We start from the raw sequence: 26,434 nt of genomic DNA on the forward strand, positions 1-26,434 counted from the left end.
GTAGGGCGGCCGACCTCGGACGGCGGCCGCCGTCAGGCTTCGGTGACCGTCCAGAGGAGCTCGAAGCCGGCGATGGCCGGGTGCGAGATGCGGCGGTGGGGACCACCTTCGAGCGCGGCGATCTGCGATCGGTAGCACCGCAGGGCTCGGAGCTTCGCCGCCTGCTCTGCCTCCGCCAGGGGCCGGACGAGCGGGACGAGCCGGGACGGTTCGGCCACCTCGGCGAGCGTCCGGCCCCAGGCCGCGTCGGGCACCAGGTGGGGCTCGGGCAGCGCGCCGGTCACCCAGGACGGCCAGCCCATGTTGGTGGCGTAGGGCTGATCGGCGTACAGCAGGACCCGATCGCCACGGCGGCGGGCGATGGCCAGCGCGGCGTCGCGCACCAGCAGGTGGTCGACGTGACGCCCGATGCCGGCGGGGACCACCAGGGTGGAACCGGCCGCGACCGCCGGCTCGAGCGCCCCCTGCACCTCATCGGGCCCGAGGTCGGCGGTGCGGTACTGGACGTCGAGCAGGTCGAGGTGGGTCGGGGTCCGCCCGGCACAGGCGAGCGCGGCGAGGTCCTCCTGGCGGCGCGCCACCATCAGCCCTGCGGAGTCCGATGTGCCGAAGATCGGGTCGAAGGCCCCGGTGGTCCCCGGGACCGGGACACCGGCGAACACCACCGCGATCGCTACCTCGACCTCGGTCCGGAGCACCGACCACGCGCTCAGGACGGCATCGTCGAGATGGGGCGAGACGACCACGATGGGCCCCTCGAGATCCTCGGCCACGCGACTCCAAAGCGTTCGAACCGGACACTGGGCCGTACGATCCTCGCGCATGACCGGGCCGTTCACCTTCGCCGTCGTCGGCCGCGACGAGGAAGCGACCCTGCCGACCGCGCTCGGGGTCGCGATGGAGGCTGCCGAGCCCGGCGACCGCGTCTGGTTCGTCGACAGCGGGTCGACCGATGCCTCCGCGGCCATCGCGGCGCGGCTCGGGGTCGAGGTGGTGGCCGCACCCGAGGGCAAGGGCCGGGCGATGCAGGCCGCGTTCGACCGCTGCCACGAGGGCCACCTGGTGTTCCTCGACGCCGACTACGAGTGGTCGGAGGTGAACATCGCCGCCGCCTTGCGGGCCGAGGCGGTGCGCACCGGCGCCGACATGGTGGTCGGCACCTACGACGAAGCCGGCCGGCGCCGCGTCGTGATGCCCGGCGTGTACCACCCGCTCGTGGGGGCCCTCGCCCCGGAGGCGCTCGAGCACATCGACATCGCGCTCAGCGGGTTCCGGGCGGTGCGGCCGTCGGTGCTCCGGTCGCCGCTGCCCCCCGGCTACGGCGCCGAGACCCACCTGAACCTGGAGGCCACCTTCGGCGGCGATCACGTGGTGAGCTGCCCTGTCGGCGGCTTCCGCGGCTCGCTGCGCGAGTACCGGAACATCCCGGCGATCCTCGACGACGTGGCCGCCGCCATCCTCGATGCCGCGGTGCGGCACGGGCGGCTCGACGCGGCCGCCCGCCCGGTGTGGGACGCCTGGATCGACCCGGTGCGCGCCCTCGTCACCGACCAGCCCGCTCCGGGAGCGGACGACGCGGCGTTCGTCGCCCACCTGGGCGCGCTCGCCGGGCGTCCCCTGCCCGATGCCCTCGCCGCGACCTGCTGACGTGCAGACCATCGCCGCGGGGCGGACGAACGAACGCGGGCCCTGGTCGTACCGGCCGTTCCGCGACTTCGCCGAGGCTGAGGCGGCGTGGCGGGCGCTGGCCGCCGACAGCGACAACGTGTTCTCCACGTTCGAGTGGCTCCACACCTGGTGGCGGCACTTCGGACGGGATCGGCGCCTGCTGCTGACCGGCGTGGTCGATGGCGAGGGGGACCTCATCGCCATCCTGCCGCTGTACCAGGCGGCCCGCCGTCCGCTCCGGGTGATCCGGCTCATCGGGCACGGGGCCACCGACCAGCTCGGGCCCGTCTGCGCCGCCGGCGACCGGGCGGATGCGCTGGCGGCGATGGCCCGGTTCCTCACCGAAGCCGGGACCCGGTCGTGGGACGTGGCGCTCGCCGACGAGCTCCCGATCGCCGGGACGGCGGGCGCTCCCGGCGCGCGGACCCTCGGCGTCGACCAGGGCCGGGTCGCCCCGCTCACCGGGTGCACGGGCCAGCAGTGGCTCGCCACCCGGCCCCGGAAGCTGCGCGACCAGCTCCGCCGCGACGGGCGCCGCCTGGAGGCGCTCGGCACCGTCGGGTTCCGCACGACCGGTTCCGAGGCGGCGCTCGACGAGGACCTCGACCACCTCCTCCGGCTCCACCACCTCCGCTGGGACCCGGCGGGCGGGTCCCGGGCCTACGCCGGGCGGGAGGCGTTCCACCACGACGTCGCACGCACGTTCCTCGACCGCGGGTGGCTGCGGCTCCGGTTCCTCGAGCTCGACGGGTGGCCGGTCGCCGCGCTGCACAGCTTCCGCTTCGACGGCACCGAGTCGCACTACCAGGGCGGGCGCGACCCCGCGTTCGACCGGTGCTCGGTGGGCCTGCTCCTCCAGGACCGGGCCATCCGCGCCTGCGCTGACGAGGGCGTGCGCGAGTACCGGTTCCTCCGCGGCGACGAGGCGTACAAGGCCCGCCTCGCCGATGCCACGGTCGAGCTCCAGTCGGTCGCCTGGGCCCGTGGCCGCCGCGGTGACCTGGCCGTGGCCGGGCTGGCGCGGCTGCCCCGGCTCTCACTCGCCCAGAAGCGCTGGGTGCCGGCGCCGTACGCGTGGGGCACCGGCGGGTCGCCGCGGTGGGGCAACCCGTGATCGTCGAGCCCGTCCGCGTCGAGCACCGCGGCACCGAGACCGAGCGATCGTCGTGGCTGCGGTGGGACGGCGGCGAGCTGCGCCTCTCCGTCACCGGGCCCCGAGACGTGATGGACCCGACCGCCGATGCCTCGGCCCCCACCGCCGCCGCGCTCGCCTTCGCCATGCGCCACGCCGATCAGCTCCAGGTCCAGGGCCCGATCGATCCCCTCCTGCTCCGCCGCGCCGAGGAGATCCAGGCCGCCTACCTGGCGTGGGACCCGATGGCATCGCCCGTCGACCTCGCCGCCGCTGCCGCACCGTCGACGTCCCGCTCACGCCGCGGGCGCACGAGGCGCGGACCGCGGCGGGCGGCGTTCTTCTCCCGGGGCGTCGACTCGGTGTACACGGCGGCGCGAGACCGCGCCGGAGCCCGCGAGCTCGACGCCCTGGTGTTCGCCGACGGGCTCGAGCCCGGCCACGACGACGAGGTGCGTTCCGGCGAGATCGACCTCGCGAGGGAAGCTGCGGCGCGGCTCGACCTGCCGCTGGTCGTGGTCCGGACGAACGTGCGGGACCTGTTCGATCCCGCCGGGTTCGACTGGGAGGACGCGGTCGGCGCCGGCCTGGCGAGCATCGCCCTGTCGCTCGCGGGCGGCTACGACGCGGTGGTCATCCCGTCGGGCGACAGCTACGCCACCGTCGAGCCGTGCGGCACCAGCCCCCTGCTGGACCCCCTCTTCTCGACCACCAGGGTGCAGGTCGTCCACGACTCCCTCGTGCACTCGCGGCTGGGCAAGGTCGGCTGGCTGGTCGAGCACCGGCCGGACCTGCTCGCGGACCTGAAGGTGTGCTTCAAGGAGAACCGCGTCGACAACTGCGGCCGGTGCGGGAAGTGCCTGCTGACGATGGTGTGCCTGCACCTGCACGGCGCGCTCGGTGCCGCCACGGCGTTCCCGACCCAGATCGACCCGGACGACATCCGCGCGTTCCGCCTGCCGACGCTGAAGGCGCGGGCGGACTGGGCCGAGGTGGCCCGGGCGCTGGGCACCACCGGCCTCGACGGCGAGCTGCGCGATGCGGCCCGAGCCACCCTTCGGACCTCGGCGCTCACCGGCGCCGACCACCGCGACCAGCGGGGCGACCCCGTGTGGTCGGGGCCGTACTGGCTGCGGAACCACCGCCTCAACGAGACCCTGGCGCTCGTCATCGACGGCGAGCCCCATCCCCCGCTCCCGCCGCCAGCCGGCGGCTGAGCGCACCCTTCAGGCCGGCGGGCCGGCCTGGGGCTCGGCCAGGTACACGGCCACGAAGGTGCCGGTGCCGCTCCGGAGGTTGGCCGAGTGCGGGACACCGGCCGGGATCCAGACCGTCGACGGCGACGAGACCACGATCGTCTCGTCGGCAAGCACGATCTCGTAGGTGAGCGCGCCCGGCTCCCCCAGGACGAGGTTCAGCTCGGCGAACGGGTGGACGTGCGCATCGCAGTAGTCGCGGTGCTCGTCGGTGGCGACGCCGTCGATGTGGTGGACCATGACGTGGGTGGGCGAGCCCACCGCTTCGAGCCGGCGCAGCTCCGGGATGTCGCGGTACCGGGCCGTCGACGACAGCGCCCGGGGCACCAGCGCCGACACCGACGCTTCGTGGGCAGCCGGGCCGACCCCGTCGCTGTCCCGTCCGCCGGTGCCCTCCATGGCGAGCACGGTACCCGGCCCCGATCGAGCCGGGAACGCACGAGGCCTAGTGGGCCGCGAGCGTGTACTTGACGAACGCGACGAGGACCCCCAGCGCGAGGGCGGTCACCCCGAACACCACCGACGGCACCCGGGCCTTCCCCGACAGCCGAGCGATGAGGTACGCCACGGCTGAGGATCCGTCGGGTGGCTCGAAGGAGCTGCCACCGGGTCGGGCACCTCGGCGGTGGGCGTGCTGGCCTTCCCGATCGAGGTCTGACCGGTGCCGCCTGCGCTGGCGTCGGGCGCCGACGGCCAGGTGACCCGCAGCTCACGGTGGGTCATCGTGCCGGGGGAGGATCCTCGGCGAGGCGGGCCAGCACGATGGCGTCGAAGCGGCCGCCGTCGTGCTCCCCGTAGGACCGCAGGACGCCCTCGCGCCGGAAGCCGGTCCGCTCCGAGAGGCGCAGCCCGCCGGGGTTGTCGGCGGCGACGAACACCTGGAGCCGGGCCAGGCCGAGCGGGCCGAGCGCCCAGTCCACCAGCAGGCCGAACGCCTCCACCGCCACGCCCCTCCCCCGGGCGGCAGGGCCCACGACGCAGCCGACCTCGGCCACCCGGTGCTCGCCGAACGCCACCATGACCTCACCGAGGTACTCGTCGGTCGCCCGGTCGGCGATCACCAGGTGGAGCAGCACGCCGTCGCGACGGCACTCCTCGTAGTGCGCGGCCACGCCCGGACCGTCGTCGTCGGGCATCGGCGGGACCCAGCGGGCCGCCTCCGGATCGGGGTCGGGCACCGATGCCGGGCCGTAGTCGTCGGCGCGGAAGGGGCGCAGGGCGACGGTGCGGCCGACGAGCGGCGGATCGGGGTACGGCACCTGCGGATCGATGCCCGGACCCTACGAGGCAAGGACGCGGTAGCTTCCGATTGACGGATCAGACACCCCGTCGCTTGCCCGTCCACAGAGGAGAAGTCCGAGATGATGCGACGCAGAAGGCCGCTTCGGCGTGCCGCCGTGGTCGGAGGGGTCGCGGCTGCCGCGCACCACGCCGGCAAGAGGTCAGCCGAGAACCAGGCCGCCGAGCAAGCGCAGGACGCGCAGCTCGCCGACCTGCAGGCGCAGCAGCAGTACGCCCAGCCGCAGTACGCACCCCCGCCGCCCGCACCCGCTGCCGGCGGTACCGACATGGTGGCCGAGCTCACCAGCCTCAAGGGCCTCCTCGACTCGGGTGTCCTCACCCAGGCCGAGTTCGATGCGCAGAAGCAGAAGGTGTTGAACGCCCGATGAGCGACTCCAACGGGACCATCGGGCCCGTCCAGATGATGGTGCTCGGCTTCGCCGACGCCGACTTCCACGGCACGATCGTGGCGGAGCTCGAGCGGCTCCGAGACCTCGACCTGATCCGCGTCGTCGATGCGCTCGTGGTCGACAAGGACGACGAGGGCGACATCACGGCCGTCCAGATCAGCGACCTCAGCCCCGAGGAGGCGTCCGAGATGGGCGCCATCGCCGGTGCCCTCATCGGGTTCGGCTACGGCGACGAGGAGGCGGTCATCGCCGGGGCCGAGGCGGGCGCGCTCGAAGGAGCCGACGGCCACCTCATCCCCGACGACGAGGTCTGGTACGTGGCCGACACGATCCCGAACGGGACCACGGCCGCGATCCTGCTCATCGAGCACCTGTGGGCCATCCCGCTGCGCGACGCCATCCGAGGAGCCGGTGGCATCGCCTTGGCCGACGAGTGGATCCACGCCGAGGACCTGATGGCCGTCGGCGCCATCGCGTCGCTGGGCTGACCACCAGCGAGGACGGAGCACCGAGAGCAGGCCCGCACCCCACCGTGCGGGCCTGCTCGGTGCCCGCCGAGCCCGGGCCCGTTCAGGCGGGGGGTCCGGAGCCGACCGAGGCCAGGCCCTCGTCGCGATCTGCCCCTGCCGCCGGACCGGCGAGCGCCGCGTCCAGCTGGGCGCGGGCACGGCCCGGGTCTGGTGCCAGCGTGGTCGCGATGGTCCCGCCGCCCTCGGGCCGCAGGACGACGGTGCTCGCATCGACGCGCGGCGTCGGTGCGCCGATGGCGGTGGTGGCATCGATGACCAGGCGGGTGCCCACGACCTTGGCCCCGGCGGTGCCGGCGGGACCCGACCAGCCCGGCGCTGCCGTGTCGAACGAGGTCAGGCAGATTGGCACCCCGTCGCGGCGGAGGTCCGTCGCCGAGACGTAGGCGCCGGCGACCTCATCGCTGCGGCCGAGGACGACCACCTCGTCGGCGACCAGCTCCCCGCCCGAGGCCACGTCGGCGATGAGGACCGATCGGTGACGGGCCCGAGCCGTCACGATCACCGGCTCGGGCTGCCAGCGCAACGACGCGCCCGCGGCCACGTGGAGGCGGGTGGTCAGCCGGGTGCCCGCGCCGCGCCCGGCGTAGACGACCATCGCGGCCACGCTCCGGACCGTCGCCCGGACGCCCTCGCCGACGCGGAGGTCGAGTGTGATGTCGTCCTCGCCGACGGGCGTGGCCGCGGAGCCGACGATCCAGAGCGTGGCGCCGTCCCAGCGGCACCAGTAGGGCGCCAGGGCCAGGGCCCCGTGCGCGACCACCGAGCCGTCGCCGGCCCGGTGCAGCTCGATGGCCAGCTCGGCGTGCACCTCAGACGACGGCGCCGGCGTCGGCGCGCCAGTGCGCGAGCTCGTGGAGGATCCACGCCGCGATGGGCTCGGCCCCAGCTGGGTCGACGAGGGAGATGAACCGGACCGGGAGCTCGCCCCGCTGGGCGGCCGAGTCGCGGGCCATGACATCGAGGTCGGCGCCCACGAGCGGCGCCAGGTCGGTCTTGTTGATGACCAGGAGGTCCGAGCGCGTGACCCCCGGTCCGCCCTTGCGGGGCACCTTGTCGCCCCCGGCGACGTCGAGGACGAACAGCTGCACGTCGATGAGGCCCGTGGAGAACGTGAGCGTCAGGTTGTCGCCGCCGCTCTCGAGCAGCAAGAGGTCGAGCGGGCCCTCGCGCTGCTCCATGTCCTCGATCGCGTCGAGGTTGGCGGTGATGTCGTCGCGGATGGCGGTGTGCGGGCAGCACCCGGTCTGCACCGCGGCGATGCGCTCGGCGGGCAGCACGCCCCGGCGGCGGAGCGTGTCGGCGTCCTCGGTCGTGTAGATGTCGTTGGTCACCACGCCGATCCGCAGCTCGTCGGCGAGGAGGCCGCAGAGCGCGGCGACCAGCGCCGTCTTGCCCGTGCCGACGGGGCCGCCGATGCCGACGCGGAACGCCTCGCCGGGACGGCGCGTCCGGCGGTTCTCGCCGCCCTCGTTGTGGTGCGTGTGGAACGGTCCGTGCATGTCAGCTCCCGAAGAGTCGAGGTTCGATGGTGGCTTGGAGCTCAGGATCCAGCTCCGCGAGGGGGGTCGAGGTGGTGGGCAGGTCGGTGGGTGACGCGATGCCCTCGATGGATCCAGCGACCTCGGCCACCGGCCCCCGCAGGTCGGCCAGCACCCCAGCGACCGAGAACGGGTCGAGGCCGAGCAACCGGAGCGCCGCGCTCGCCAGCGAGGCCGCCGCCGCGTGCGTCGTGCAGAGCGCGGCCTCGAGCGGCCCGCACCCCGAGAGCGTGGCCACCGCTCCGAGGGCGATCGGTTGGAGCGGCGGGCGTCCGTCGATGAGCTGCGGCTCGCGACCCGGCCAGATCCTGGCCGCCGTGCGCACGAGCGACCGGCCCAACGAGCGCGACGCGGCCCTGGTGGCGGGGCTGGGCTGGCGCAGCGTGAGGGCGGCGTCGATGTCGTCGAGCGCGTGGGCACCCCGGGCGGCGAGCGCCGCCGCGGCGGCGTCGGTGCGCGTCGTGGTCCAGAGGCGAGCCTCGATGTACCGGTGCAGCGAGGCGGGGTCGTGCACGCGGCCCATCGCCACCGCGGCCTCCATGCCGAAGCTGTGGGCATGGCTCCCGTCCGGGAACCGGCCATCGGCGAGCAGCAGCAGCGCCGAGATCGAGGCGGCATCGGCCGAGACGATGGGGGCGGCCATCAGAAGAGGAAGTAGCGCTGCGCCATCGGCAGCTCGCTGACCGGGGACTGCTCGATCACGTCGCCGTCGATCGACACCTCGAACGAGTCGGGGTCCACGCGGATGTCGGGGCACGCCGTGTTGTTGACCATGTCGGCCTTGGCCACCGCCCGGCAGTCCTTCACCGCCACAAGCTCGCGGGCCAGGCCCAGCCGTTCGGCCAGGCCGTCATCGAGGGCCGCGGGGGCGACCCAGGCCACCGAGGTCTGCCCCGCGGTGGCGCCGACGGCACCGAACATCGGCCGGGCCATGACCGGCTGGGGCGTGGGGATCGACGCGTTGGCGTCGCCCATCTGCGCCATGGCGATCATGCCGCCCTTCACCACCAGGTGCGGGCGGACCCCGAAGAAGCGCGGGTCGTAGAGCACCAGGTCCGCCAGCTTGCCGACCTCGACCGAGCCGACCTGGCCGTCGAGCCCGTGGGCGATCGCCGGGCAGATCGTGTACTTGGCGACGTAGCGCTTCGCTCGAGCGTTGTCGGCGTCGGTGTCGCCCTCGAGCGCACCGCGCCGCCGCTTCATGGCGTGGGCGGTCTGCCACGTGCGGATCACGACCTCGCCGACGCGGCCCATGGCCTGCGAGTCGGAGCCGATCATCGAGATGGCACCGAGGTCGTGCAGCACGTCTTCGGCCGCGATGGTCGAGGGGCGGATGCGGCTCTCGGCGAACGCCAGGTCCTCGGGCACCGACGGGTTGAGGTGGTGGCAGACGATCAGCATGTCGAGGTGCTCGTCGACGGTGTTGACGGTGTGCGGCCGGGTCGGGTTGGTCGATGACGGCAAGACGTTGGGCTGGCTGGCGACCGTGATGATGTCGGGAGCGTGGCCGCCTCCCGCACCCTCGGTGTGGTAGCTGTGGATCGACCTTCCGGAGATGGCGGCGAGCGTGGTCTCCACGAACCCGGCCTCGTTGAGCGTGTCGGTGTGCAGCGCCGCCTGCACTCCGGCTTCATCGCAGACGTCGAGGCACGCCGAGATGGCGGCCGGGGTGGAGCCCCAGTCCTCGTGGAGCTTGAACCCGCTGGCGCCGGCGCGCAGCTGCTCCCACATGGCGTCGGTGGACACGGTGTTGCCCTTGCCGAGGAGCGCGACGTTGACCGGCCACGTGTCGAGCGAGGTGAGCATCTTGTGCAGGTACCAGGGGGCCGCCGTCACGGTGGTGGCCTTGGTGCCCTCGGCCGGACCGGTGCCGCCCCCGATGATCGTGGTGATGCCGGTGGCCAGCGCGGTGTCCATCACCTGCGGGCAGATGAGGTGCACGTGCGAGTCGATGGCGCCGGCCGTCAGGATCTTGCCGTTGCCGGCGATGATCTCCGTGCCGGGGCCGATCACCAGGTCGGGGTGGACGCCGTCCATCGTGTCGGGGTTGCCGGCCTTGCCCAGCGCCACGATGCGGCCGTCGCGCACGCCGACGTCGGCCTTCACGATGCCCCAGTGGTCGAGGACGATGGCGCCCGTGATCACCAGGTCGGGTGAGCCGGCCGCCGAGGTCCGGCCCGATTGGCCCATCGACTCGCGGATGACCTTGCCCCCGCCGAAGACGGCCTCGTCGCCCGCCCCGCCGGGCCCACCGCACAGGTCGGCCTCGATGCGGATCAGCAGGTCCGTGTCGGCCAGGCGGATGCGGTCGCCGACCGTGGGCCCGTAGAGCGCGGCGTACCGCGCCCGGTCCATGGTGACCGCGGGATCGGTCACGACGCACCCCCCGGGGTGACGGCGCCGCCGTGGAGGCCGCGGAACCCCGCCGCGATCTGCTCGCCGGCCAGGTCGACCAGGAGCACGTCCATGGGGATCCCCGGTTCGAAGCGGACGCTCGTGCCCGCGGGCACCGCCAGCCGCCGACCGGTGGCGGTCGTCCGGTCGAAGCGCAGCGCCTCGTTCGCCTCCGCGAAGTGGAAGTGGGAGCCGACCTGCACCGGGCGGTCGCCATCGTTGACCACCGCGAGCGGCGTCAGCGGCCGGCCCTCGAACAGCGTGATCGGCTCACCGGCCACCAGGACCTCGCCGGGCACGACCGAGCCTCCGCCGGTGCCCGCGCCGGCCTGGATGGGGTCGTGCAGGGTGACCAGCTTCGTGCCATCGGGGAAGGTGGCCTCGACCTGGAGCTCCTCGATCAGGTGGCCGACCCCGTCCATGACATCGTCGGCATCGAGCACCTCGCGTCCCGCCGCCATGGTGTCGGCGACGCTGCGGCCGTCGCGAGCCGCCTCGAACACCCATGCCGTCAGCACGGCCACCGCCTCTGGATGGTTCAAGCGGTGCCCGCGCTCGCGCCGGCTCCGAGCCACATCGGCCGCGACGTGGACCAGCAGCCGCTCCTGCTCATGGGGTGACAGGTGCACGGCGGGCTCCCAGGAACAGGTGGATGGTCGGCAGTGCGACGCGCTCGGATTGCGCGTCGATCACACGGTCGGGAACGGGCATGGCGAGAAGGTAACCAGAGCGCCCATCGCCAACAAGGGTGGACACAAGCTGTTCACAATCTGTCGAAGGACCGGCGCCTTTCCGGACGCTTCACCAGTAGTCATGTTCCGTGAAGGTACGAGTCATATTCCGTCAAGGTAGAAGTCGTTCCCAGGAAACGGCGCTGACCACGTGGCGACATTGGCGCTCCATAGGTTCCCGGTCCTCGCACATGTTCGTGCGGGCCTGAAAGGAGCTCTTTGATGTTGGGAACGACGCGGTTTCGATCACTCATGGTGATCGCAACAGTCAGCTCGCTGGCGCTATTTGCTTCAGCTTGTGGCTCGAGTGACTCATCCAGTAGCTCGGGGAGCAGCGGGGCCTCGTCTTCGGGCACCTGCCAGAGCGGTGACACCGTGAAGCTGGGCTTCTTGAACTCCACCTCCGGCGCCATGGCCATCAGCGAGCAGACGGTCCTCGACTCGCTGAACCTCGCCGCCGAGGAGATCAACGCCGACGGCGGCATCATGGGCAAGCAGATCAAGCCCGTCGTCGAGGACGGGCAGAGCGAGCCCACCGTCTTCGCCGAGAAGATCAACAAGCTGCTCACCGAAGACAAGGTCGCCGCGGTCTTCGGCGGCTGGACCTCGGCCTCCCGCAAGGCGATGCTGCCGGTGGTCGAAGGCGACAAGGGCCTGCTGTTCTACCCGGTGCAGTACGAGGGCCTCGAGGCCTCGAAGAACATCTACTACACCGGCGCCACGACCAACCAGCAGATCATCCCGGCCATGGACTTCCTCAAGTCCAAGGGCGTGAAGACCCTGTTCCTGGCCGGTTCCGACTACGTGTTCCCCCGTACTGCGAACAAGATCATCAAGCAGTACGCCAAGGAGCTCGGCATCGAGATCGTTGGTGAGGAGTACGTGCCGCTCGACAGCGATGACTGGACGACCCAGGTCGCCAAGATCGCCAAGGCCAAGCCGGACTTCGTGTTCAACACCATCAATGGTTCCTCCAACGTGGGCTTCATCAAGGCGTACTACGAGGCCGGTCTCGGCCCGAAGAAGTCGCCGATCATCTCGGTGTCCATCGCCGAAGAAGAAGCACCGTCGATGGGTGAGGACCTCACCGGCCAGTTCGCCGCCTGGAACTACTTCCAGAGCGTGGACAGCCCCGAGAACGCCAAGTTCATCAAGGCGTTCAAGGCCAAGTACGGCCAGGACCGGCCCACGTCGGACCCGATGGAAGCCGCCTACACCTCCATGTACCTCTACAAGAACATGGTCGAGAAGGCGAAGTCCTTCTGCGTGGACGCGGTCAACAAGGCGTCCGGAGGCGTCACCTTCGACGCACCTGAGGGCAAGGTCACGGTGAACGGCGACAACCACCACATCGCCAAGACCGCCCTCATGGGCCAGATCAACGCCGACAACCAGTTCGACATCGTCTGGACCTCGAAGACGCCGATCGAGCCCGATCCGTTCCTCAAGGGCTACAGCTGGTGGAACCCCGACGCCAACTGATCCCAGGTTGACCCGTCCCTGATCGGTGGGGTGCCGTGCGCCAGCACGGCACCCCACCGCTGGCCGGTTCCCGACCTCGTGGACGAGCCCCGGAACCGGTTCCCAGACCTCCTGAACGAACCCTGAAAGCAGCAGGATGCGCGAACTCATCACCCCCTTCCTCACCGGCACCGCCTCCGGTGCCATCTTGTTGCTGGCTGCGCTCGGCCTGACCCTGACGTTCGGGCAGATGGGCGTGATCAACATGGCGAACGGTGAGTTCCTCATGGCCGGCGCCTACGTCGCCTACCTCACCCAGCAGGTGATCACCAGCAGCGGACTGTCGATCATCGTCGCCATCCCTGCCGCCTTCCTCGTCGCCGGCCTCATGGGGTTGCTCCTCGAGGTCACCATCATCCAGTTCATGTACAAACGGCCGCTCGACACGTTGCTCGTGACCGTCGGCGTGTCGCTGGTCCTCCAGCAGCTCGCTCGAGACCTCTTCGGCGCTCAAGGCGACCCGGTGCGGGCGCCGAGCTGGCTCGGGGGGAGCATCTCGGTGTTCGGCTACGCCTGGCCCCACCGCCAGCTCTTCACCATCCTGCTGGCGGTCGCCGCCCTCGGGGCGCTCAGCGCCCTGCTGAAGTACAGCTCGTTCGGCCGGCGGATCCGGGCCACGGTGCAGAACCGTGAGCTGGCCGAGACGTTGGGCGTCTCGACCCGCAACGTCGACCGCCTCACGTTCTTCTTGGGATCGGGCCTGGCCGGCGTCGGCGGCGTGGCCATCGCCATGATCTCCGGCACCAACCCGACGCTCGGCACGGCCTACATCATCCCGGCGTTCCTGGTGGTCGTCGCCGGCGGCGTCGGGCAGCTGAAGGGGACGGTGATCGCGGCGTGGGTCATCGGCGTGATGACGGCGTACCTGACCGACCGGTTCAGCGGCAGCTGGTCGCAGGTCATCACGTTCGCCCTCGTCGTCGTGTTCCTCCAGATCCGACCCCAGGGCCTGTTCACCGTGCGGACGAGGTCGCTCGCATGACGGACACCGCTCCTCTCGAACCCGAGGCGACCGACACCGCGGCGCCGACCGCCGGCGCCATCGAGCAGGCCAGCCGGTTCACGCCGGCCAAGCTGGTCTCCTCGTACGGGGGCCTCGTCGCCATCGGCGTGCTGGCCCTGATCATGCTGGTGTGGGCCCCCGGTGCGCTGAGCACCTTCCGGCTCGGCAACCTGGGCAAGTACTGCGCCTGGGCCCTGGCCGGCATCGGCATCGGCCTCGCCTGGGGCCGGGGCGGCATGCTCGTCATGGGCCAGGGGGTGTTCTTCGGCCTCGGCGGCTACGCCATGGCCATGCACATGAAGCTCGAGGCCGCCGGCCCGGGCAACGTGCCCGACTTCATGCAGCTCTACGGCAACGGCACGATGCCGGCCTGGTGGGGGCCGTTCCGCAGCGGACCGTTCACCCTGTTCGCGATCATCGCACTCCCGGCCCTGATCTCGTTGATCCTCGGCTACGGGATCCTCAAGCGGCGGGTGAAGGGCGCCTACTTCGCCATCCTCACCCAGGCGCTGGCGGTCGCCTTCGCCACCCTGCTGATCTCGACGATCAAGCAGACCGGCGGGTTCAACGGCCTCAACACCTTCTCGACGTTCTTCGGCCAGAACCTCTACGACGAGCAGGTCAAGAAGAACCTGTACCTCATCACGGCCGCCCTGATGATCCTCTTCCTGGTGGTCATCTGGCAGCTCTACCGCAGCCGGTACGGCGAGCTCCTCGTCGCCACCCGAGACCAGGAGGAGCGCGTCCGCTTCCTCGGCTACGACCCCGCCAACATCAAGCTGGTCGCCTTCGTGCTGGCGGCCATCATGGCCAGCATCGGCGGCGCCATGTTCGTCCCGATCGCCGGCATCATCTCGCCGTCGAACGTGGACGCCGCCGCCTCGATCATGATGATCGCCGGTGTGGCCCTCGGCGGCCGGGCCTCGCTGCTCGGCCCGGCGCTCGGCGCGATCGCGGTCGGCTACGGGCAGTCCACCCTCTCCGAGCAGTTCCCGGGCCAGTGGACCTACTTCCAGGGAGCGCTGTTCATCTTCGTCATCCTCCTGCTCCCGGGCGGGATCGCCTCGGTGTGGCCGAAGCTCAAGGACCTGGTGCCGACGAGGTCGGCCGCCGTCGCCACCGTCGAGACCGAGCCGGAGGTGGCCGTCGCATGACCGCCTCCTTCCTCGGCGAGGACTACCTGGAGGTCCGCGACCTCACCGTCGACTTCGACGGCTTCAAGGCCATCGAGGGCGTCGACGTCACGTTCCGCCAAGGGCGGCTGCACTTCCTCATCGGCCCGAACGGCGCCGGCAAGACCACGTTGGTCGACGCGTTGACCGGGCTCGTCCACGGCACCGGGCGCGCCGAGTTCCGCGACCGCAACCTGCTCGACATGAAGTCGCACCGGATCGTGCGCCTGGGCGTCGGGCGGACCTTCCAGACGGCGACGGTGTTCGAGAAGCTCAGCGTGCTGCAGAACCTCGACATCGCCGCCGGCATGCACCGCCGGTCGGGCCGCTTGCTGCTGGCTCGCGGCAAGGTGCCCGAGCGGGTCACCGACGCCTTGGAGACGATCGGCCTGACGGCGCTGGCGAACCGACCGGCGGGGTTCCTCGCCCACGGCCAGCGGCAGTGGCTCGAGGTGGGCATGCTGCTCGTGCAGGACGCCGCGGTCATGTTCCTCGACGAGACCGTCGCCGGCATGAGCGCCGAGGAGCGCGAGGAGACGGGCGACCTGCTCCAGCGGATCGTCGCCGACCGGACCATCGTCATCATCGAGCACGACATGGAGTTCATGCGCCGCTACGCCGACTTCGTGACGGTCATGCACGGCGGCAAGGTCCTCGCCGAGGGGACGGTCGCCGAGATCCAGGCGGATCCGCACGTGCAGTCGGTCTACCTGGGAACCGTGACGGAGGTGGCAGCCGATGCCTGAGAACATGCTCGAGTTGGTCGACGTGACGGCGGGCTACGGCCGCTCGATGGTCCTGTTCGACGTGAACCTGACGGTCCCCAAGGACGGAGCGGTGGCGGTCATGGGGCACAACGGCGCGGGGAAGACCACGCTGCTGCGCGTCGCCGTCGGCCTGATCCCGGTGCGGTCGGGGAGGATCCTCCTCGACGGCGAGGACGTCACCGGGACGAAGCCCAACCGCAGGGTCCGCAACGGCCTCGGCTACGTCCCGCAGGGCCAGCTCTGCTTCCCGCAGATGAGCGCGCTGGAGAACCTGCAGCTCGTCTCCACCGTGCAATCCGAGCTCGACGAGGTGCTCGACACGTTCCCGGCGCTCACCGGCCTGTTGAGCCGGCCCGCCGGCCTGCTGTCGGGCGGTCAGCGCCAGCAGCTGGCCATCGCCCGGACCCTGCTCACCAAGCCGCGGCTGCTGATCCTGGACGAGCCGACCGAGGGCATCCAGCCCAACGTCGTCGCCGAGATCGAGCAGGTCATCGTGGAGCTCACCCGGCGCGGCGACTTCACCGTGCTGCTCGTCGAGCAGCACGTCGGCTTCGCGCTGCGCTCGACCGACGCCTACTACGTGCTCGAGTCGGGCCGCGTCACCGGCTCCGGCGCCGGCGGCGAGGCCGCCCTCGACGAGGTCAGAGCCGCCATGGTCGTCTGACGCACCGCTCCGAGGAGGAGGGCCCGGCCGCGGCCCCCGTCGACGCGTCATGCGCGCTCACCCTCCTGCAGGTGCCTCGACACCGGGGTGCCCGGCGACGATGGAGGTCGTGGGCGGTGCTCATCTCCGGGAGGCCCCGATGACCGCGGACGCGCAACCGATCCAGAAGGACGAGCGCGGGCGATCCCCACGGCGCCGGGTGGTGCGGGCCGCCGTCCTGGGCCTGGCGCTCGTGCTCGGGTTGAGCGGCTGCTACCGGGTGGCGCTCTTCGGCGACATGCCGTACTCGACGTCGCAAGAGGGCGATTACCAGCGGCTGCTCCAGGCGGTGAACGATGCCGACGTGACGTTCTCGGCCCACGTCGGCGACTTCCAGGCGTCGACCTCGAACTGCACCGACGCCGTCGTGCAGAAGAACATCGACTGGTTCGACTCGTTGGACCACCCGCTGATCTTCACGCCCGGCGACAACGACTGGACGGACTGCAGCGCGCCGACGACCCGGCTCGCCCGGCTGCGGACGATGATCTACCGCGATACCGGCACCGCGTCGCGGGGGCGCACCACCCGACCGCTGACCAGCCAGCCCGGCTACCCGGAGAACGCCCGCTGGACCGAGGGGCCGATCACCTACGTCACCATCCACGTCGTCGGCAGCAGCGACGGCCAGTCGAACAAGGCGGAGTTCGATCCCCGGCGGGCCGCCAACATCTCGTGGCTCCACCAGGCGTTCGATCAGGCCAAGGCGCGCAGCGATCGTGGGGTGGTGGTCATCACGCAGTCCGGTCTGCGCTTCGAGCGGGCCGAGGGCGACAAGGGGGCCTACGAGACCATGTTCCAAGCCCTGCGCACCGAGACCACCGGCTTCGCTGGCGAGGTGCTGTACGTGCACGGCGACGGCCACACGTTCACCGACGACCACCCGATGCGCACCGCCACGGGAGCGACGGTGGCCAACCTCCACCGGGTGGAGGTGCCCGGCGGCGCCCCCAGCGGCTGGGTGCAGCTGACGGTCAACCCCGATGCGGGCGCCACGCTGTTCACCATCAACCTGCAGAGCAACTGACCCGCCCGCCCGAGGCCGCACCTACCCTGGTGGCGTGCACCGGATCTTCGCCACGAGCGTCTCCTCGGTCTATCCCCTCTACCTGGCCAAGGTGGAGCGCAAGGGACGCTCCAAGGCCGAGCTCGACCAGGTGATCGAGTGGCTGACCGGCTTCGACGAGGCCGAGCTGCAGCAGCACCTCGATGACGAGACGACCTTCGAGGCGTTCTTCGCCGATGCCCGGCTGAACCCGAGCGCGTCGGCGATCACCGGCGTGGTGTGCGGCGTGCGGGTCGAGTCGATCGACGATCCGCTGATGCAGGAGATCCGCTACCTGGACAAGCTCGTGGACGAGCTGGCCAAGGGCAAGGCGATGGAGAAGGTGCTGCGGTCCTGAGCAGCCAGGGCCGTGACCGGCCGCACGCCTTCAGGTGAGGTAGGTGACGTCGTCCGTGTCGATGGGCCGCGGGGGCACGGTCGTCGGAACGGCCCCGATCGCCGCCACGCGCCGCACGCCCTCCGAGCACGCCGCCGCGGGGCTACGGACGCGCGTCGTCGCCGGGTCCGCCGAGGATCGCGTCGAGGCTCATGATCTCCCGTTCCGTGACGACGCCCACGTAGGCGCCGCCGTCGGTGATGGCGACCCGGTCGAGGTCGTGGTCCCCGATGATGGCGAGTGCCTCCCGGATGGTGGCATCGAGCGGCAGCGCCGGCGGCGTCCGGTCGACCAGGGCCCCGACGTCGGTGGCGTCCCACTGCCACCGGTCGACGGCGGTGATCTCGCCGAGCCCGATCATGCCGATGTACGTGGTGCCGTCGACCACCGGCACCTGCCGCGACCGCGCTCCGAGCAGGCGCCGATCGACGAGCTCGGCGACCGACAGGTCCGGCGGGACGAAGCTCGCGCCCACATCGAGGATCTCCCCGATGGAGATCTCGAGGCGGCCCTCGATGTGACCGGGTTGGCGCTCCCGTTGGTAGGGCGAGACCGAGCGCGGGCCCATCGTGAGCTGAGACGCCGCCGCCGCGATGAGCCCCGGCACCACGAACCCGGGCTTGCCGGTCGATTCGGCGACGAACACCACGGCGGCGAGCGGCACCCGGTAGCCGGCGCCGAGGAAGGCGGCCACACCGAGCACCGGGAACAGCGTGGAACCCGGAAGGCCGACGAGCCCACCGGCGATGCGGCCGAGCAGGGCGCCCTCGATCACCAGCGGGATGAACAGGCCGCCCACTCCGCCCCCACCGACCGCGACCACGGTCGCCGCCCAGCGGACGACGAACATGCCGAGCACGAGGCCGATCGCGTGGTGCGGGTCCTGGGCCCAGGCGATCGTCCGGTAGCCGGGGCCGAAGGCGAGGGTCTCACCCGTCAGGGCCTTCGACACCAGGATCAGGCCGCCGATCGCCACGCCCGCGCCGGTGACCCGCAGGACGGGGTGGATGCCGACCGATCGGTGCTTGGCCAGCAGCACGAACCAGGCGAACGAGCGCGCCGCGGCCCCGGCGACGAGCCCGATCGCGACGGCCCCCGCCAGGTCGCGGAGGTCGAGCTGAGGTGACCCGCCGGTCGGGAAGAGCGGAGCGGTCCCGTTGATGGCGACGAACACCAGGTAGCCCGCGGCCGCGCTGAAGAGGGCGGGAAGCAGCATCCGGCGAGCCAGATCGGCCTGGTAGGGGACCTCGAGGGCGAACAGCGCACCGGTGGCGGGGGCCTTGAAGATCGCCGCCACGCCCGCGGCCGCCCCCGCGACCATCAGCACCTTGGCGTCGTCGCGGGAGATCCAGCGCGTGGCCCGCTCCTCGACGGCGGAACCGATCGAGGCGCCGAGGTAGATCGACGGTCCCTCGAACCCCATCGCGTTGCCGGTGCCCAGCGTGAAGGCGCTCGCGAGGAGGCGGCCCACCACCGGCCGGAGGTCCATCCACCGGTCGCGCTGGTGGAAGTTCTCGATGTACGCATCGGCTGTCGACGACGACGCTCCGGCCGCCAGGTACCGGAGGCAGATCAGGGCCAGGGCCAGCCCCACCCCCGGGACCACCACCTGCACCGCGAGCGGAGCCCGGAGGATCCGGCCGAACAGGCCGACCGCGACCACCCGGTCGAACAGCGCGACGCCGAGCCCGGTGACGGCACCGACCACGACGGCCGGACCGATCATGCGGTGCCCACCGACCCACCGGCCCGGGCGCATCACTCGCCCCAGCCGACCGACCAGGCCTGCTCCGGCACCTCGCCAGCCGCCCGGCCCATCAGCCGCAGGGCCTCGGTCAACACCGGCCGCTGTCCCTGCGGGATCGCCTCCACCAACCGATCGAACTCCGCCCGCCGCTCCGACGTGACCTGGTCGACGACGCGCCGCCCGTCCTTCGTGACCCGCAGCTGCACCTGGCGGCGGTCGCCCTGCACCTCAGCGCGCGAGACCAGGCCCTTGCTCTCGAGCCGCTCGGCCAGGCGCGTCATCGACGACGGCACGACCTTCAGCTCGTCGGCCAGCGGCGCCAGGTGCTGCGGTCCCCGGGTGGCGAGGACGACCAGCACCCGGAACTGCGGCAGGGTCACCTCTCCGGGCATCGCCGACACGGACCGGGCGGCGACCGCCACGAGCGCCCGCGACGCCAGCACCATCGCCTCGACTAGGTCGGCGTCGCCAGAACGTTGCACGTCGCAATGATTGCATGCGACAAGGATTCGTGCGAGTCGGGTCGCCCGGTCTCAGGTGGGGCTCGTCGGTCCGGGCGGGTCGGGATCCGGGTCGCGCCGCTGGTAGGTCACGTCGCGCTGGTCGTGGTGGTGGGCGACGTCGCGCAGCACCACCACGAGCAGCAGGGCGACCAGGGCGAGCCACTGCACCCAGCCCACCAGGATCGCCAGGCCGTCGTTCACGACCCGCTCCCAGGTCGGGGCAGCGGGGCGGGCGCCGCGAGGTCGAGGTGCGAGCAGCTGAGGTGGACGGTCCGGCCGGCCATGCTCTCCACGCTCGGCCACGGGACGTAGCGGCTCCGGCGCTGGAGGCGGCGGGCGATGGCGGCCACGAGCCAGGGCCCGTCGACGCCGAACCGGTCGTAGCCCAGGCGGGAGGAGATCGCGGTGGGTCCGACGATCAGCCCGTCGACGCGGAGCCCGGCGCCGAACGTGCCCTGCAGCGGGCCGTCCTGGACCAGGCGGACGTCGCGGACGCGGCCGATCGGCCGGCCGTCGGCGTCGGCCACGTCGGCCCCGAGGAGGTCACTCAGGTTCATGGCCTGCTCCTGGGATGCGGCTGATGAAGCGATCTCGGACCCAGTGCTCGAGCCGGTTGCCGTCGAGGTGGTGCCGCGACAGCGACAGGCGGACCTGGGCGCCGTCCAGATCCCGGACGACACCGAACGAGATCCGGGCGGGCGCGGGATCGGCGTCGGGGTGGAGGCGGGCGAACGTGGCGGCCCAGGCGGTGCCGAGGCGCCCACCCAGACGCGGCGCGAGGGCACCCGGACCGGAGAGGATCGCGGTGACCACCAGCGATCCGTCGGCCAGCTCGGTGAGCTCGAGGTCGTCGACCTTGCCGGCCGCCACGCCGTCGCTGTCGATCAGCTGCCGGTCGAGCAGCTCGAGCGCGGCGTCGATGATCCGGCCGGCCGGCATCGGTTCGGCGGTCATGCGCCGGCCTTCGTGATCAGCATCAGGGGGATCGCCGCGACGGCGGCGACCACGATGACGACGAGGTACACGGTGGCGAGCCCGTTCGTGAACCGAGAGTTGGCGTCGTCGCCGAGGTAGTCGGGGTCGTTGGCGACGATGAGGATCGGGAAGTACGTGAGCGGGAGGGCGACGGCGGAGAACACGATCGAGTACTCGGTGACCTTGATCGGGTCGACGGTGGTCAGCGCCACGGCGACGGCCACGAGGATCGACACCAGGACGACCCCGTGGAACCGGGCGGCATCGAGCGGCTTCGTCGCCTTGCCCCACGGCCACCCGAAGTACTGGGACACCGTGTACCCGGTGGAGAGGCCGGTCTCGAGCGCGGCCCCGAAGGTGGCCGCGAAGAAGCCGATCAGCGCGAACGCCAGCCCGATCCGGCCCAGCGACGACGCCACCGGCAGCGCCACCTCCGACAGGTGGCTGACCGTCATCCCGCGAGGGGCGAACACGACCGCGGTGCAGGTCATGATCGCCAACGAGAGCACGCCGCCCAACGGGAACCCCACGAACACGTTGGCCCGGTTGGTCTGGAGGTCCGACTTGTCCCAGTCCTCCTCGACGGCCCCGGACGAGAAGAAGAACACCTCATAGGGCGTCATGGCTGCTCCGAACAGGGCGATCGCGTAGTACCAGTACGTCGGTGCGCCCTCGCCGCTCGGGGCGTGCGGATGGGTCGCCTGGTGCACCACATCCGCCCAGTCGGGACCGAGGCGCCACGCGGCGACGGCGAAGACCACGAGGGCCAGACCGAGGATCCCGAAGATGCGCTCCATGCGGTCGAACTGGACGCGCCAGATGACGATCCACACGAGCAGGCCGCAGGTCGGCAGGAACAGCAGGTAGTTGACGCTGGTCATCAGCTGGAGCGCCAGCGCGATGCCCGCGACCTCGGCGATGAGGGTGAGGAACGTGACCGCGAACGACGCCAGCAGGTTGCCGAGGGCGAAGCGAGGGCCGAGCCGCTCGCGGATCACGTCGAACGTGGCCCGGCCGGTGATCGCGGCCACGCGGCCCGACATCTCGGCGTAGAGGATGATGCCGATGACGCCGAACACCACCACCCACGCCAGGCTCCACCCGAACCGGGCGCCCACCGCCGCATTGGCCACCAGGTCGCCGATGTCGACGAACCCGCCGATCGCGGTCAGGACCCCGAGCGTGACCTGGAGGTACTTCCGCATCACGCACCGGCCTGGAGCGACGCCGACAGGGCGGCGAGGGCGCGCGCCGATCGGCGCAGCGGCGCCTCGTAGCGGACCAGGTCACCCAGCTCGCCGCGACGGGCGGTGATCCGGGCCGAGGAGAGCACGTCCGTGGCATCGCCGATCGTGGACAGCGACAGGGTCCGGACCCGGTCGCTCGCCCCGTCGGGGGGCTGGATCGACGAGAGCGTCGACTCCGCGGCAAGCGCGTCGGACTCCGCCTCGGCCATCGCGGTCGAGACGTAGGCCGCAGGAAGGCCGTGGCGCTCGGTGGCGCCGATGAGCACCAGGGCGGACTCGACCGACCCGTGGACCACGTCCACCGTCGTCGCCGCCTTGCCCCGGTACTCGCCGCCGGTCCGCGCCGGCCCCGTGCAGGCCGCAGCCACCACGACGAGCGCGATGACGGGCCAGACCCATCGCGGGACGGGCAGGACCGCCCGGGCGCCGCTCAGCGGTCGACCCTTCGTCCGAGCTGCACCTCGTCGCTCCCTGCACGTGGCATCGAGGTCCTCCTTCTCGGCCGTCGACGCCCGATACCCAGGCACCGAGACCGTGAACCACGCGTCCATCGATCAGCAACGGCAGCGATCAGAAGGTCTGGACAGGTGGCGGATGCGGGTACTCCTCACCGACCCCACGAGGACGGACCCCGATGCGACTCCTGCTCATCCGCCACGGCGATGCCCTGGCCGGCTTCCACGGCCCCATCGCCGGCCCGAAGGGCTGCACCGGCCTGACCGACCTCGGCCGGGCGCAGGCCGCCGCGCTGCGCGACCACCTGGCGACCTCGAGGCGCATCGATGCCGATGTGCTGCTGGCGAGCACCCTGCCGCGGGCCATCGAGACGGCGAGCATCATCGCTCCCGGCCTCGGCGTGGAGCTGAGCGGTCGAGATCGCGATCTGAGCGAGGTCCTCACCGGCGAAGCCGACGGCGTCGACTGGGCGGACTACAACCGCCGGTACGGATCCTTCGACATGGAAGCCGAGCCGGACCGGCCCTTCGCGCCCGGCGGCGAGAGCTGGAACGGCTTCCACGGCCGGGTGGCGCGCACGCTCGATCGGCTGGCCCGCGAGCACCAGGACCAGACCGTGGTCGCCGTGTGCCACGCCGGGGTGATCATGGCCTCGATGCGGCTCCTCCTGGGGATCCTCGAGCCGGACATCAGTGCCCAGCTCCGACCCTCGAACACCGGGCTGACCGAGTGGGAGCACCAGGACGGCACCTGGACGCTGCGCTCGTACAACGAGGCCGTCCACCTGATCGGGGTCGCGGCGCCCACCGATGGCGGCACCGACCGGGTCGCGAGCGGAGCATGACCGCCCCCGAGTTCTCGACCGCGACCGCCCGGGCCGCCGCTGAGCGCGACGAGCTGGCCGACTGGGTGGCCCGGTTCCTGGCCAGCCCTGGAAGCGACAACGCCGGGCTCGCCGTCTTGCTCTCGGACCCACCCCGATCGTGGCTGGGCCCCGTGCTGCTCCCGTTGGATCGGCTCCACCGCCTCGCCGGGCCGGCCGGCCACCCGGTCGCCCAGGAGGTGGAGGAGCACGAGTGGCGCGACGACGTCGGTGAGCTGGCCGAGCGCATCGACGAGGGGCTGGAACCGGCCCCGGTGATCGTCTCGTACCGAGAGGGAGACCTGCTGCTCGAAGACGGGAACCACCGCGTCGAGGCCCTGCGCCGCGCCGGCGATGACCACGTCTGGGCGATCGTCGGCTTCGACGATCCCGCCGCCCGCGACGACTTCATCGTCCGCACCGAGGCTCAGCCCTGAGGCGACCCGCCCCACGCCATCACGGGCTCACCCCGCGGGCGGTCAGGGATTCGAGCAGCGGCACGACACCGGGTGCGGACCGCCACGCCGCTCGCTGGCGCTGGGCGCCGTTGCCCTCCGTGAGGATCCGGTCGACGGTGCCGGTCACCCGTTCGCGATCGCCGTGGTCGTCGAGCGCGGGGCCGACGTGGTCGAGGAGCTGGCGCACCGCGTCGACGGCCGGTCGGGTGCCCCCACCGATCGGGTCGATCAGGTCGCCGTCGAGGCCGTAGCGGGCGGCCTGCCACTCGGCCATCCGCACGATCTCGCCCCGGAGGGCGACCGCCGGCCGGCCCGCTTCGACGTCACCGATCGCGGTGGACACCAGGCCTCGCACGAGCCCGGCGAGCATGACCGTCTCGGCCAGGTCGGTGCACGCGTCGGCGATGCGGAACTCGAGCGTCGGGAACCGGTTGGACGGCCGGACGGTCCAGTAGAGGCGCTGCGGAGAGTCGATCGCCTCGCTGCGAACCAGCTCGTCGACCAGGGCCTTGAAGCCCGCCCAGTCTCCGAGCGCGCCGGGCGTCACGAACGTGGGCCACCGGGAGAACACGATGTACCGGTAGCTGGCGAAGCCGGTGTCCTCTCCGTTCCAGAACGGGGAGTTGGCGGTGAGGGCCAGCAGGACCGACAGCCACCCGCGAACCCGGTCGAGCACGGCGATGCGCAGATCCTGATCGTCGATGCCGACGTGGACGTGGCAGCCGAACACCAGCTGCTCCTCGGCCAGCCGCTGGTACTCGCTGCCCAGGACCACGTAGGCCGCTTCGGGCGTCAGCTCCTGGTCCTGCCACCGGCTCGCCGGGTGGGTGCCGGACGCGAGGACCGTGCAGCCCATCTCCCCTGCGGACCGCGACACCTGGGTGCGCAGCGCGGCGAGGTGCCCCTCGAGCTCGTCAAGCGTCGAGCACACCGGCGACACGGTCTCGACCTGGCTCGTCTTGAACTCGTGCTCCACGAACGGCTGCGCGTCGACGGGCACCCGGCGGATCAGGTCGGCCGAACGGCCCACGAGGTGGTGATCCCCGGCGCTGACCAGCGCGAGCTCCTCCTCGACCCCGATCGTCAACGGTGGCGGCTGCGATGCGGGCATGGGGACTCCGGTCTGATCGGTGCGCTCCACTACCCCCATCGCGCCGGCACCAACCGGACAGGTACGTCGGCCGCGGCTCGGCCTTGGTCCCGACGCGACTCGGGCCCGCTCCGAGGAGCGGACCCGATTCGGTTGGGGAGCGAGCGGCGTCAGCGCTGGTGGGCGCGCTGCTCGGCCTCGTGGGCCTCGGCCTCGGCACGGGCCTTCTCGGCCTCGGCCTCCTTGGCCGCGACATCGCGCTGCGCGTCGGCCTTGTCCTGCTGGGCCTCGCCCTCCTTCTCGAGGTCGCGGTTCCCGGTGAGGGCGCCCGCGGCCTCCTTCACCTTGCCCTTCACGCCTTCGACGACGCCCTTGGCGCCTGCTTCGGGTCCGGTCTCGTTGCCAGCCATCGGTGCTCCTTCTTGGTAGCGGTGGGATCCGATACCCAGGCGCCCCTCACCTGAGTCGCGCGCACGGGTGACACCCGGCACGCCGGCGCCGAGGCAGGGGGATCACGGCGTTCCGGCCGGTCCTTCGCGCTGGGCAGCAGCGAGCTGTCGCCGTGCTCCCAGCTGTCGATGACGTGGTGGGCGAACCGTCGCTCGACGTTGGTGAGCGCGGCCGCGCCGAAGATGATGTCCTCGCGCAGCTCGGGCTCGTCGTGGGCGAACCAGCCGACCATGCGGTCGAGTGCGAGGGCGCTGTGGTGGGCATCGGCCTCGACGTGCACCTCGTAGAAGCGCTCGAGGGCCGGCTGCCCGCCCACCCGGCGGGCGGCGTCGAGGTACCGGGTCATCGGGGTCACCGAGGTCATCTCGAACAGCGCCAGGTGCCCGATGAGGCAGCCCCGGAGGCGGCGGTTGAGGCCGAACATGGCGACGAGGTTGTCGGTCGCGAGCGTGGCCCCGGGCAGCTGGTCGACGTAGGCGCCGACCTCCGGGTCGAGCCCGAGGCCGGCCATAGCCGCCGCGAACAGCTCGCTGTGCGCCTCGCCCGGGCGGCCTCCTCCGTACTCGTCGGCCTGGATCTCGATCATCGCCGCCCGCCCTCGTCCCCGAAGGCGGGGGATGGCCCAGGTGTGGCTGTCGGCCTCCTTCAGCTGGTAGGCGGACCGGTGGATGGCGAACTCCTGCAGGTGCCACCGGGTCCCTTCCCGCGCGACGAACGACGAGAGCGACGGGCCGGCCCCCGTGGCGATGACCCGCAAGGCCACCCCCGGGTCCTCGGGCAGGGAGCCAGGGCGGTGCTCCTCGCGCAGCGCCGACTCGAACGCTCGCTCGAGGACCTGGCGGAACCCGAGGACGTCCAGGTCCCACTCGGCGCCATCGGCCACGTCGGTGAACCCGGTGTGGTGCAGCTGGTAGCAGCACCACAGGGCCAGGTGGAGGTCATCGTCGACCAGCGCATCGAGGCCACCGACATCGGGGGCTTCGAGCGGCTTCGAGTCGGTGAGGTGGGCGAGCAGAGCACGGGTGAGCGGGCCCCGCGGAGCAGGAGTGGAGGGCGCCATGCCAGTCGATTCCCATCGAGCCGCCGACCCAACCGCGC

Annotated in this window: 34 protein-coding genes; 14 read left to right on the forward strand and 20 right to left on the reverse strand. The window is 71.8% G+C overall.

Going from position 1 to position 26,434, the window contains the following annotated elements:
- Window positions 1-32: 32 nt before the first annotated feature.
- Entirely contained in the window at window positions 33-773 is a 741-nt protein-coding gene (locus ACPPVX_RS08815; RefSeq protein WP_426574525.1) for a PIG-L deacetylase family protein, read from the reverse strand.
- A gap of 49 nt (window positions 774-822) precedes the next feature.
- Between ACPPVX_RS08815 and ACPPVX_RS08820 the strand changes: the two genes are divergently transcribed.
- From ACPPVX_RS08820 to ACPPVX_RS08830, 3 genes are read left to right on the forward strand one after another with little or no spacing between them, the layout of a single operon-like run.
- On the forward strand, window positions 823-1,647 hold the full coding sequence (locus ACPPVX_RS08820; RefSeq protein WP_426574526.1) for a glycosyltransferase family 2 protein: 825 nt from the start codon (window positions 823-825) through the stop codon (window positions 1,645-1,647).
- The gene (locus ACPPVX_RS08825; protein ID WP_426574527.1) at window positions 1,625-2,782 is read left to right on the forward strand and encodes a GNAT family N-acetyltransferase; all 1,158 of its coding nucleotides are present in this window, start codon (window positions 1,625-1,627) and stop codon (window positions 2,780-2,782) included. The genes ACPPVX_RS08820 and ACPPVX_RS08825 overlap by 23 nt, the downstream gene beginning before the upstream one ends.
- The gene (locus ACPPVX_RS08830) at window positions 2,779-4,017 is read left to right on the forward strand and encodes a hypothetical protein (protein ID WP_426574528.1); all 1,239 of its coding nucleotides are present in this window, start codon (window positions 2,779-2,781) and stop codon (window positions 4,015-4,017) included. Before ACPPVX_RS08825 ends, ACPPVX_RS08830 begins: the two co-directional genes overlap by 4 nt.
- Window positions 4,018-4,026: 9 nt before the next feature.
- Here the strand turns inward: ACPPVX_RS08830 and ACPPVX_RS08835 are convergent, their stop codons facing one another.
- The 3 genes from ACPPVX_RS08835 to ACPPVX_RS08845 all read right to left on the reverse strand — a co-directional run bounded on the left by ACPPVX_RS08835 (window position 4,027) and on the right by ACPPVX_RS08845 (window position 5,315).
- Window positions 4,027-4,455, reverse strand: coding sequence for a hypothetical protein (locus ACPPVX_RS08835; RefSeq protein WP_426574529.1), 429 nt, complete (start codon window positions 4,453-4,455; stop codon window positions 4,027-4,029).
- Window positions 4,456-4,501: 46 nt separating this feature from the next.
- Window positions 4,502-4,624: a hypothetical protein gene (locus tag ACPPVX_RS08840; RefSeq protein WP_426574530.1), complete on the reverse strand. Its 123-nt coding sequence runs from the start codon at window positions 4,622-4,624 to the stop codon at window positions 4,502-4,504.
- Window positions 4,625-4,775: 151 nt separating this feature from the next.
- A complete protein-coding gene (locus ACPPVX_RS08845; RefSeq protein WP_426574531.1) occupies window positions 4,776-5,315 on the reverse strand; it encodes a GNAT family N-acetyltransferase in 540 nt (179 codons plus the stop codon).
- A gap of 138 nt (window positions 5,316-5,453) precedes the next feature.
- Between ACPPVX_RS08845 and ACPPVX_RS08850 the strand changes: the two genes are divergently transcribed.
- Both ACPPVX_RS08850 and ACPPVX_RS08855 read left to right on the forward strand, forming a co-directional pair.
- Complete coding sequence (locus tag ACPPVX_RS08850) at window positions 5,454-5,726, forward strand: SHOCT domain-containing protein (RefSeq protein ID WP_426574532.1); 273 nt, start codon at window positions 5,454-5,456, stop codon at window positions 5,724-5,726.
- Window positions 5,723-6,235 carry a hypothetical protein gene (locus ACPPVX_RS08855; RefSeq protein ID WP_426574533.1) on the forward strand — a complete coding sequence of 171 codons (513 nt, stop codon included), beginning with the start codon at window positions 5,723-5,725 and terminating at the stop codon, window positions 6,233-6,235. The genes ACPPVX_RS08850 and ACPPVX_RS08855 overlap by 4 nt, the downstream gene beginning before the upstream one ends.
- A gap of 82 nt (window positions 6,236-6,317) precedes the next feature.
- On the opposite strand, the gene ACPPVX_RS08860 is transcribed toward ACPPVX_RS08855, so the two are convergent.
- The 6 genes from ACPPVX_RS08860 to ACPPVX_RS08885 form a co-directional block, all read right to left on the reverse strand.
- Window positions 6,318-7,085, reverse strand: coding sequence for an urease accessory protein UreD (locus ACPPVX_RS08860; RefSeq protein WP_426574534.1), 768 nt, complete (start codon window positions 7,083-7,085; stop codon window positions 6,318-6,320).
- 1 nt (window position 7,086) lies between these two features.
- Entirely contained in the window at window positions 7,087-7,776 is a 690-nt protein-coding gene (ureG, locus tag ACPPVX_RS08865; protein WP_426574535.1) for an urease accessory protein UreG, read from the reverse strand.
- A gap of 1 nt (window position 7,777) precedes the next feature.
- Window positions 7,778-8,458 carry an urease accessory protein UreF gene (locus ACPPVX_RS08870; protein WP_426574536.1) on the reverse strand — a complete coding sequence of 227 codons (681 nt, stop codon included), beginning with the start codon at window positions 8,456-8,458 and terminating at the stop codon, window positions 7,778-7,780.
- Window positions 8,458-10,170, reverse strand: a complete 1,713-nt coding sequence (locus ACPPVX_RS08875) for an urease subunit alpha (RefSeq protein ID WP_426575017.1) — start codon at window positions 10,168-10,170, stop codon at window positions 8,458-8,460. The genes ACPPVX_RS08870 and ACPPVX_RS08875 overlap by 1 nt, the downstream gene beginning before the upstream one ends.
- Before the next feature lie 17 nt (window positions 10,171-10,187).
- Window positions 10,188-10,838, reverse strand: a complete 651-nt coding sequence (locus ACPPVX_RS08880) for an urease subunit gamma (protein WP_426574537.1) — start codon at window positions 10,836-10,838, stop codon at window positions 10,188-10,190.
- Between the two features lie 182 nt (window positions 10,839-11,020).
- Window positions 11,021-11,341 (reverse strand): hypothetical protein, encoded by a 321-nt coding sequence (locus ACPPVX_RS08885; protein ID WP_426574538.1) that lies wholly within the window; start codon window positions 11,339-11,341, stop codon window positions 11,021-11,023.
- Here ACPPVX_RS08885 and urtA point away from each other — a divergent pair.
- The 7 genes from urtA to ACPPVX_RS08920 all read left to right on the forward strand — a co-directional run bounded on the left by urtA (window position 11,331) and on the right by ACPPVX_RS08920 (window position 17,509).
- Window positions 11,331-12,422, forward strand: a complete 1,092-nt coding sequence (gene urtA / locus ACPPVX_RS08890) for an urea ABC transporter substrate-binding protein (RefSeq protein ID WP_426574539.1) — start codon at window positions 11,331-11,333, stop codon at window positions 12,420-12,422. The two genes, ACPPVX_RS08885 and urtA, sit on opposite strands and share 11 nt — an antisense overlap.
- Window positions 12,423-12,558: 136 nt before the next feature.
- On the forward strand, window positions 12,559-13,443 hold the full coding sequence (gene urtB, locus ACPPVX_RS08895; RefSeq protein ID WP_426574540.1) for an urea ABC transporter permease subunit UrtB: 885 nt from the start codon (window positions 12,559-12,561) through the stop codon (window positions 13,441-13,443).
- A complete protein-coding gene (gene urtC, locus ACPPVX_RS08900; protein WP_426574541.1) occupies window positions 13,440-14,618 on the forward strand; it encodes an urea ABC transporter permease subunit UrtC in 1,179 nt (392 codons plus the stop codon). Before urtB ends, urtC begins: the two co-directional genes overlap by 4 nt.
- Window positions 14,615-15,382, forward strand: coding sequence for an urea ABC transporter ATP-binding protein UrtD (gene urtD, locus ACPPVX_RS08905; RefSeq protein WP_426574542.1), 768 nt, complete (start codon window positions 14,615-14,617; stop codon window positions 15,380-15,382). The genes urtC and urtD overlap by 4 nt, the downstream gene beginning before the upstream one ends.
- A 4-nt stretch (window positions 15,383-15,386) precedes the next feature.
- Window positions 15,387-16,067, forward strand: a complete 681-nt coding sequence (locus ACPPVX_RS08910; RefSeq protein ID WP_426575018.1) for an ATP-binding cassette domain-containing protein — start codon at window positions 15,387-15,389, stop codon at window positions 16,065-16,067.
- 139 nt (window positions 16,068-16,206) lie between these two features.
- The gene (locus tag ACPPVX_RS08915; RefSeq protein WP_426574543.1) at window positions 16,207-17,133 is read left to right on the forward strand and encodes a hypothetical protein; all 927 of its coding nucleotides are present in this window, start codon (window positions 16,207-16,209) and stop codon (window positions 17,131-17,133) included.
- Between the two features lie 34 nt (window positions 17,134-17,167).
- Window positions 17,168-17,509 carry a DUF2200 domain-containing protein gene (locus ACPPVX_RS08920; protein WP_426574544.1) on the forward strand — a complete coding sequence of 114 codons (342 nt, stop codon included), beginning with the start codon at window positions 17,168-17,170 and terminating at the stop codon, window positions 17,507-17,509.
- Window positions 17,510-17,651: 142 nt separating this feature from the next.
- On the opposite strand, the gene ACPPVX_RS08925 is transcribed toward ACPPVX_RS08920, so the two are convergent.
- The 7 genes from ACPPVX_RS08925 to ACPPVX_RS08955 are packed head-to-tail and all read right to left on the reverse strand — an operon-like array spanning window position 17,652 to window position 22,571.
- Window positions 17,652-19,274, reverse strand: a complete 1,623-nt coding sequence (locus ACPPVX_RS08925) for a chloride channel protein (protein WP_426574545.1) — start codon at window positions 19,272-19,274, stop codon at window positions 17,652-17,654.
- A gap of 32 nt (window positions 19,275-19,306) precedes the next feature.
- Complete coding sequence (locus ACPPVX_RS08930) at window positions 19,307-19,777, reverse strand: MarR family winged helix-turn-helix transcriptional regulator (protein WP_426574546.1); 471 nt, start codon at window positions 19,775-19,777, stop codon at window positions 19,307-19,309.
- 51 nt (window positions 19,778-19,828) lie between these two features.
- Entirely contained in the window at window positions 19,829-19,999 is a 171-nt protein-coding gene (locus tag ACPPVX_RS08935; RefSeq protein ID WP_426574547.1) for a hypothetical protein, read from the reverse strand.
- Complete coding sequence (locus tag ACPPVX_RS08940) at window positions 19,996-20,355, reverse strand: PRC-barrel domain-containing protein (RefSeq protein WP_426574548.1); 360 nt, start codon at window positions 20,353-20,355, stop codon at window positions 19,996-19,998. Before ACPPVX_RS08940 ends, ACPPVX_RS08935 begins: the two co-directional genes overlap by 4 nt.
- Window positions 20,342-20,752, reverse strand: a complete 411-nt coding sequence (locus ACPPVX_RS08945; RefSeq protein ID WP_426574549.1) for a hypothetical protein — start codon at window positions 20,750-20,752, stop codon at window positions 20,342-20,344. Before ACPPVX_RS08945 ends, ACPPVX_RS08940 begins: the two co-directional genes overlap by 14 nt.
- On the reverse strand, window positions 20,749-21,978 hold the full coding sequence (locus ACPPVX_RS08950) for an NRAMP family divalent metal transporter (protein ID WP_426574550.1): 1,230 nt from the start codon (window positions 21,976-21,978) through the stop codon (window positions 20,749-20,751). The genes ACPPVX_RS08945 and ACPPVX_RS08950 overlap by 4 nt, the downstream gene beginning before the upstream one ends.
- The gene (locus tag ACPPVX_RS08955; protein ID WP_426574551.1) at window positions 21,978-22,571 is read right to left on the reverse strand and encodes a hypothetical protein; all 594 of its coding nucleotides are present in this window, start codon (window positions 22,569-22,571) and stop codon (window positions 21,978-21,980) included. The genes ACPPVX_RS08950 and ACPPVX_RS08955 overlap by 1 nt, the downstream gene beginning before the upstream one ends.
- Window positions 22,572-22,654: 83 nt before the next feature.
- Here ACPPVX_RS08955 and ACPPVX_RS08960 point away from each other — a divergent pair, with 83 nt between their 5' ends.
- Together ACPPVX_RS08960 and ACPPVX_RS08965 are read left to right on the forward strand one after the other, a co-directional pair.
- The gene (locus ACPPVX_RS08960; RefSeq protein ID WP_426574552.1) at window positions 22,655-23,320 is read left to right on the forward strand and encodes a histidine phosphatase family protein; all 666 of its coding nucleotides are present in this window, start codon (window positions 22,655-22,657) and stop codon (window positions 23,318-23,320) included.
- Window positions 23,317-23,775 (forward strand): ParB/Srx family N-terminal domain-containing protein, encoded by a 459-nt coding sequence (locus ACPPVX_RS08965; RefSeq protein ID WP_426574553.1) that lies wholly within the window; start codon window positions 23,317-23,319, stop codon window positions 23,773-23,775. Before ACPPVX_RS08960 ends, ACPPVX_RS08965 begins: the two co-directional genes overlap by 4 nt.
- 19 nt (window positions 23,776-23,794) lie before the next feature.
- Here ACPPVX_RS08965 and ACPPVX_RS08970 read toward each other — a convergent pair whose 3' ends face one another.
- The 3 genes from ACPPVX_RS08970 to ACPPVX_RS08980 all read right to left on the reverse strand — a co-directional run bounded on the left by ACPPVX_RS08970 (window position 23,795) and on the right by ACPPVX_RS08980 (window position 26,396).
- A complete protein-coding gene (locus tag ACPPVX_RS08970; RefSeq protein ID WP_426574554.1) occupies window positions 23,795-24,907 on the reverse strand; it encodes a carboxylate-amine ligase in 1,113 nt (370 codons plus the stop codon).
- A 149-nt stretch (window positions 24,908-25,056) separates the two neighbouring features.
- Entirely contained in the window at window positions 25,057-25,296 is a 240-nt protein-coding gene (locus ACPPVX_RS08975; RefSeq protein WP_426574555.1) for a CsbD family protein, read from the reverse strand.
- Window positions 25,239-26,396 (reverse strand): iron-containing redox enzyme family protein, encoded by a 1,158-nt coding sequence (locus tag ACPPVX_RS08980; RefSeq protein WP_426574556.1) that lies wholly within the window; start codon window positions 26,394-26,396, stop codon window positions 25,239-25,241. The genes ACPPVX_RS08975 and ACPPVX_RS08980 overlap by 58 nt, the downstream gene beginning before the upstream one ends.
- Between the last annotated feature and the right edge of the window lie 38 nt (window positions 26,397-26,434).

It is taken from the genome of Aquihabitans sp. McL0605, assembly GCF_049993875.1.
Lineage (GTDB): Bacteria > Actinomycetota > Acidimicrobiia > Acidimicrobiales > Iamiaceae > Aquihabitans.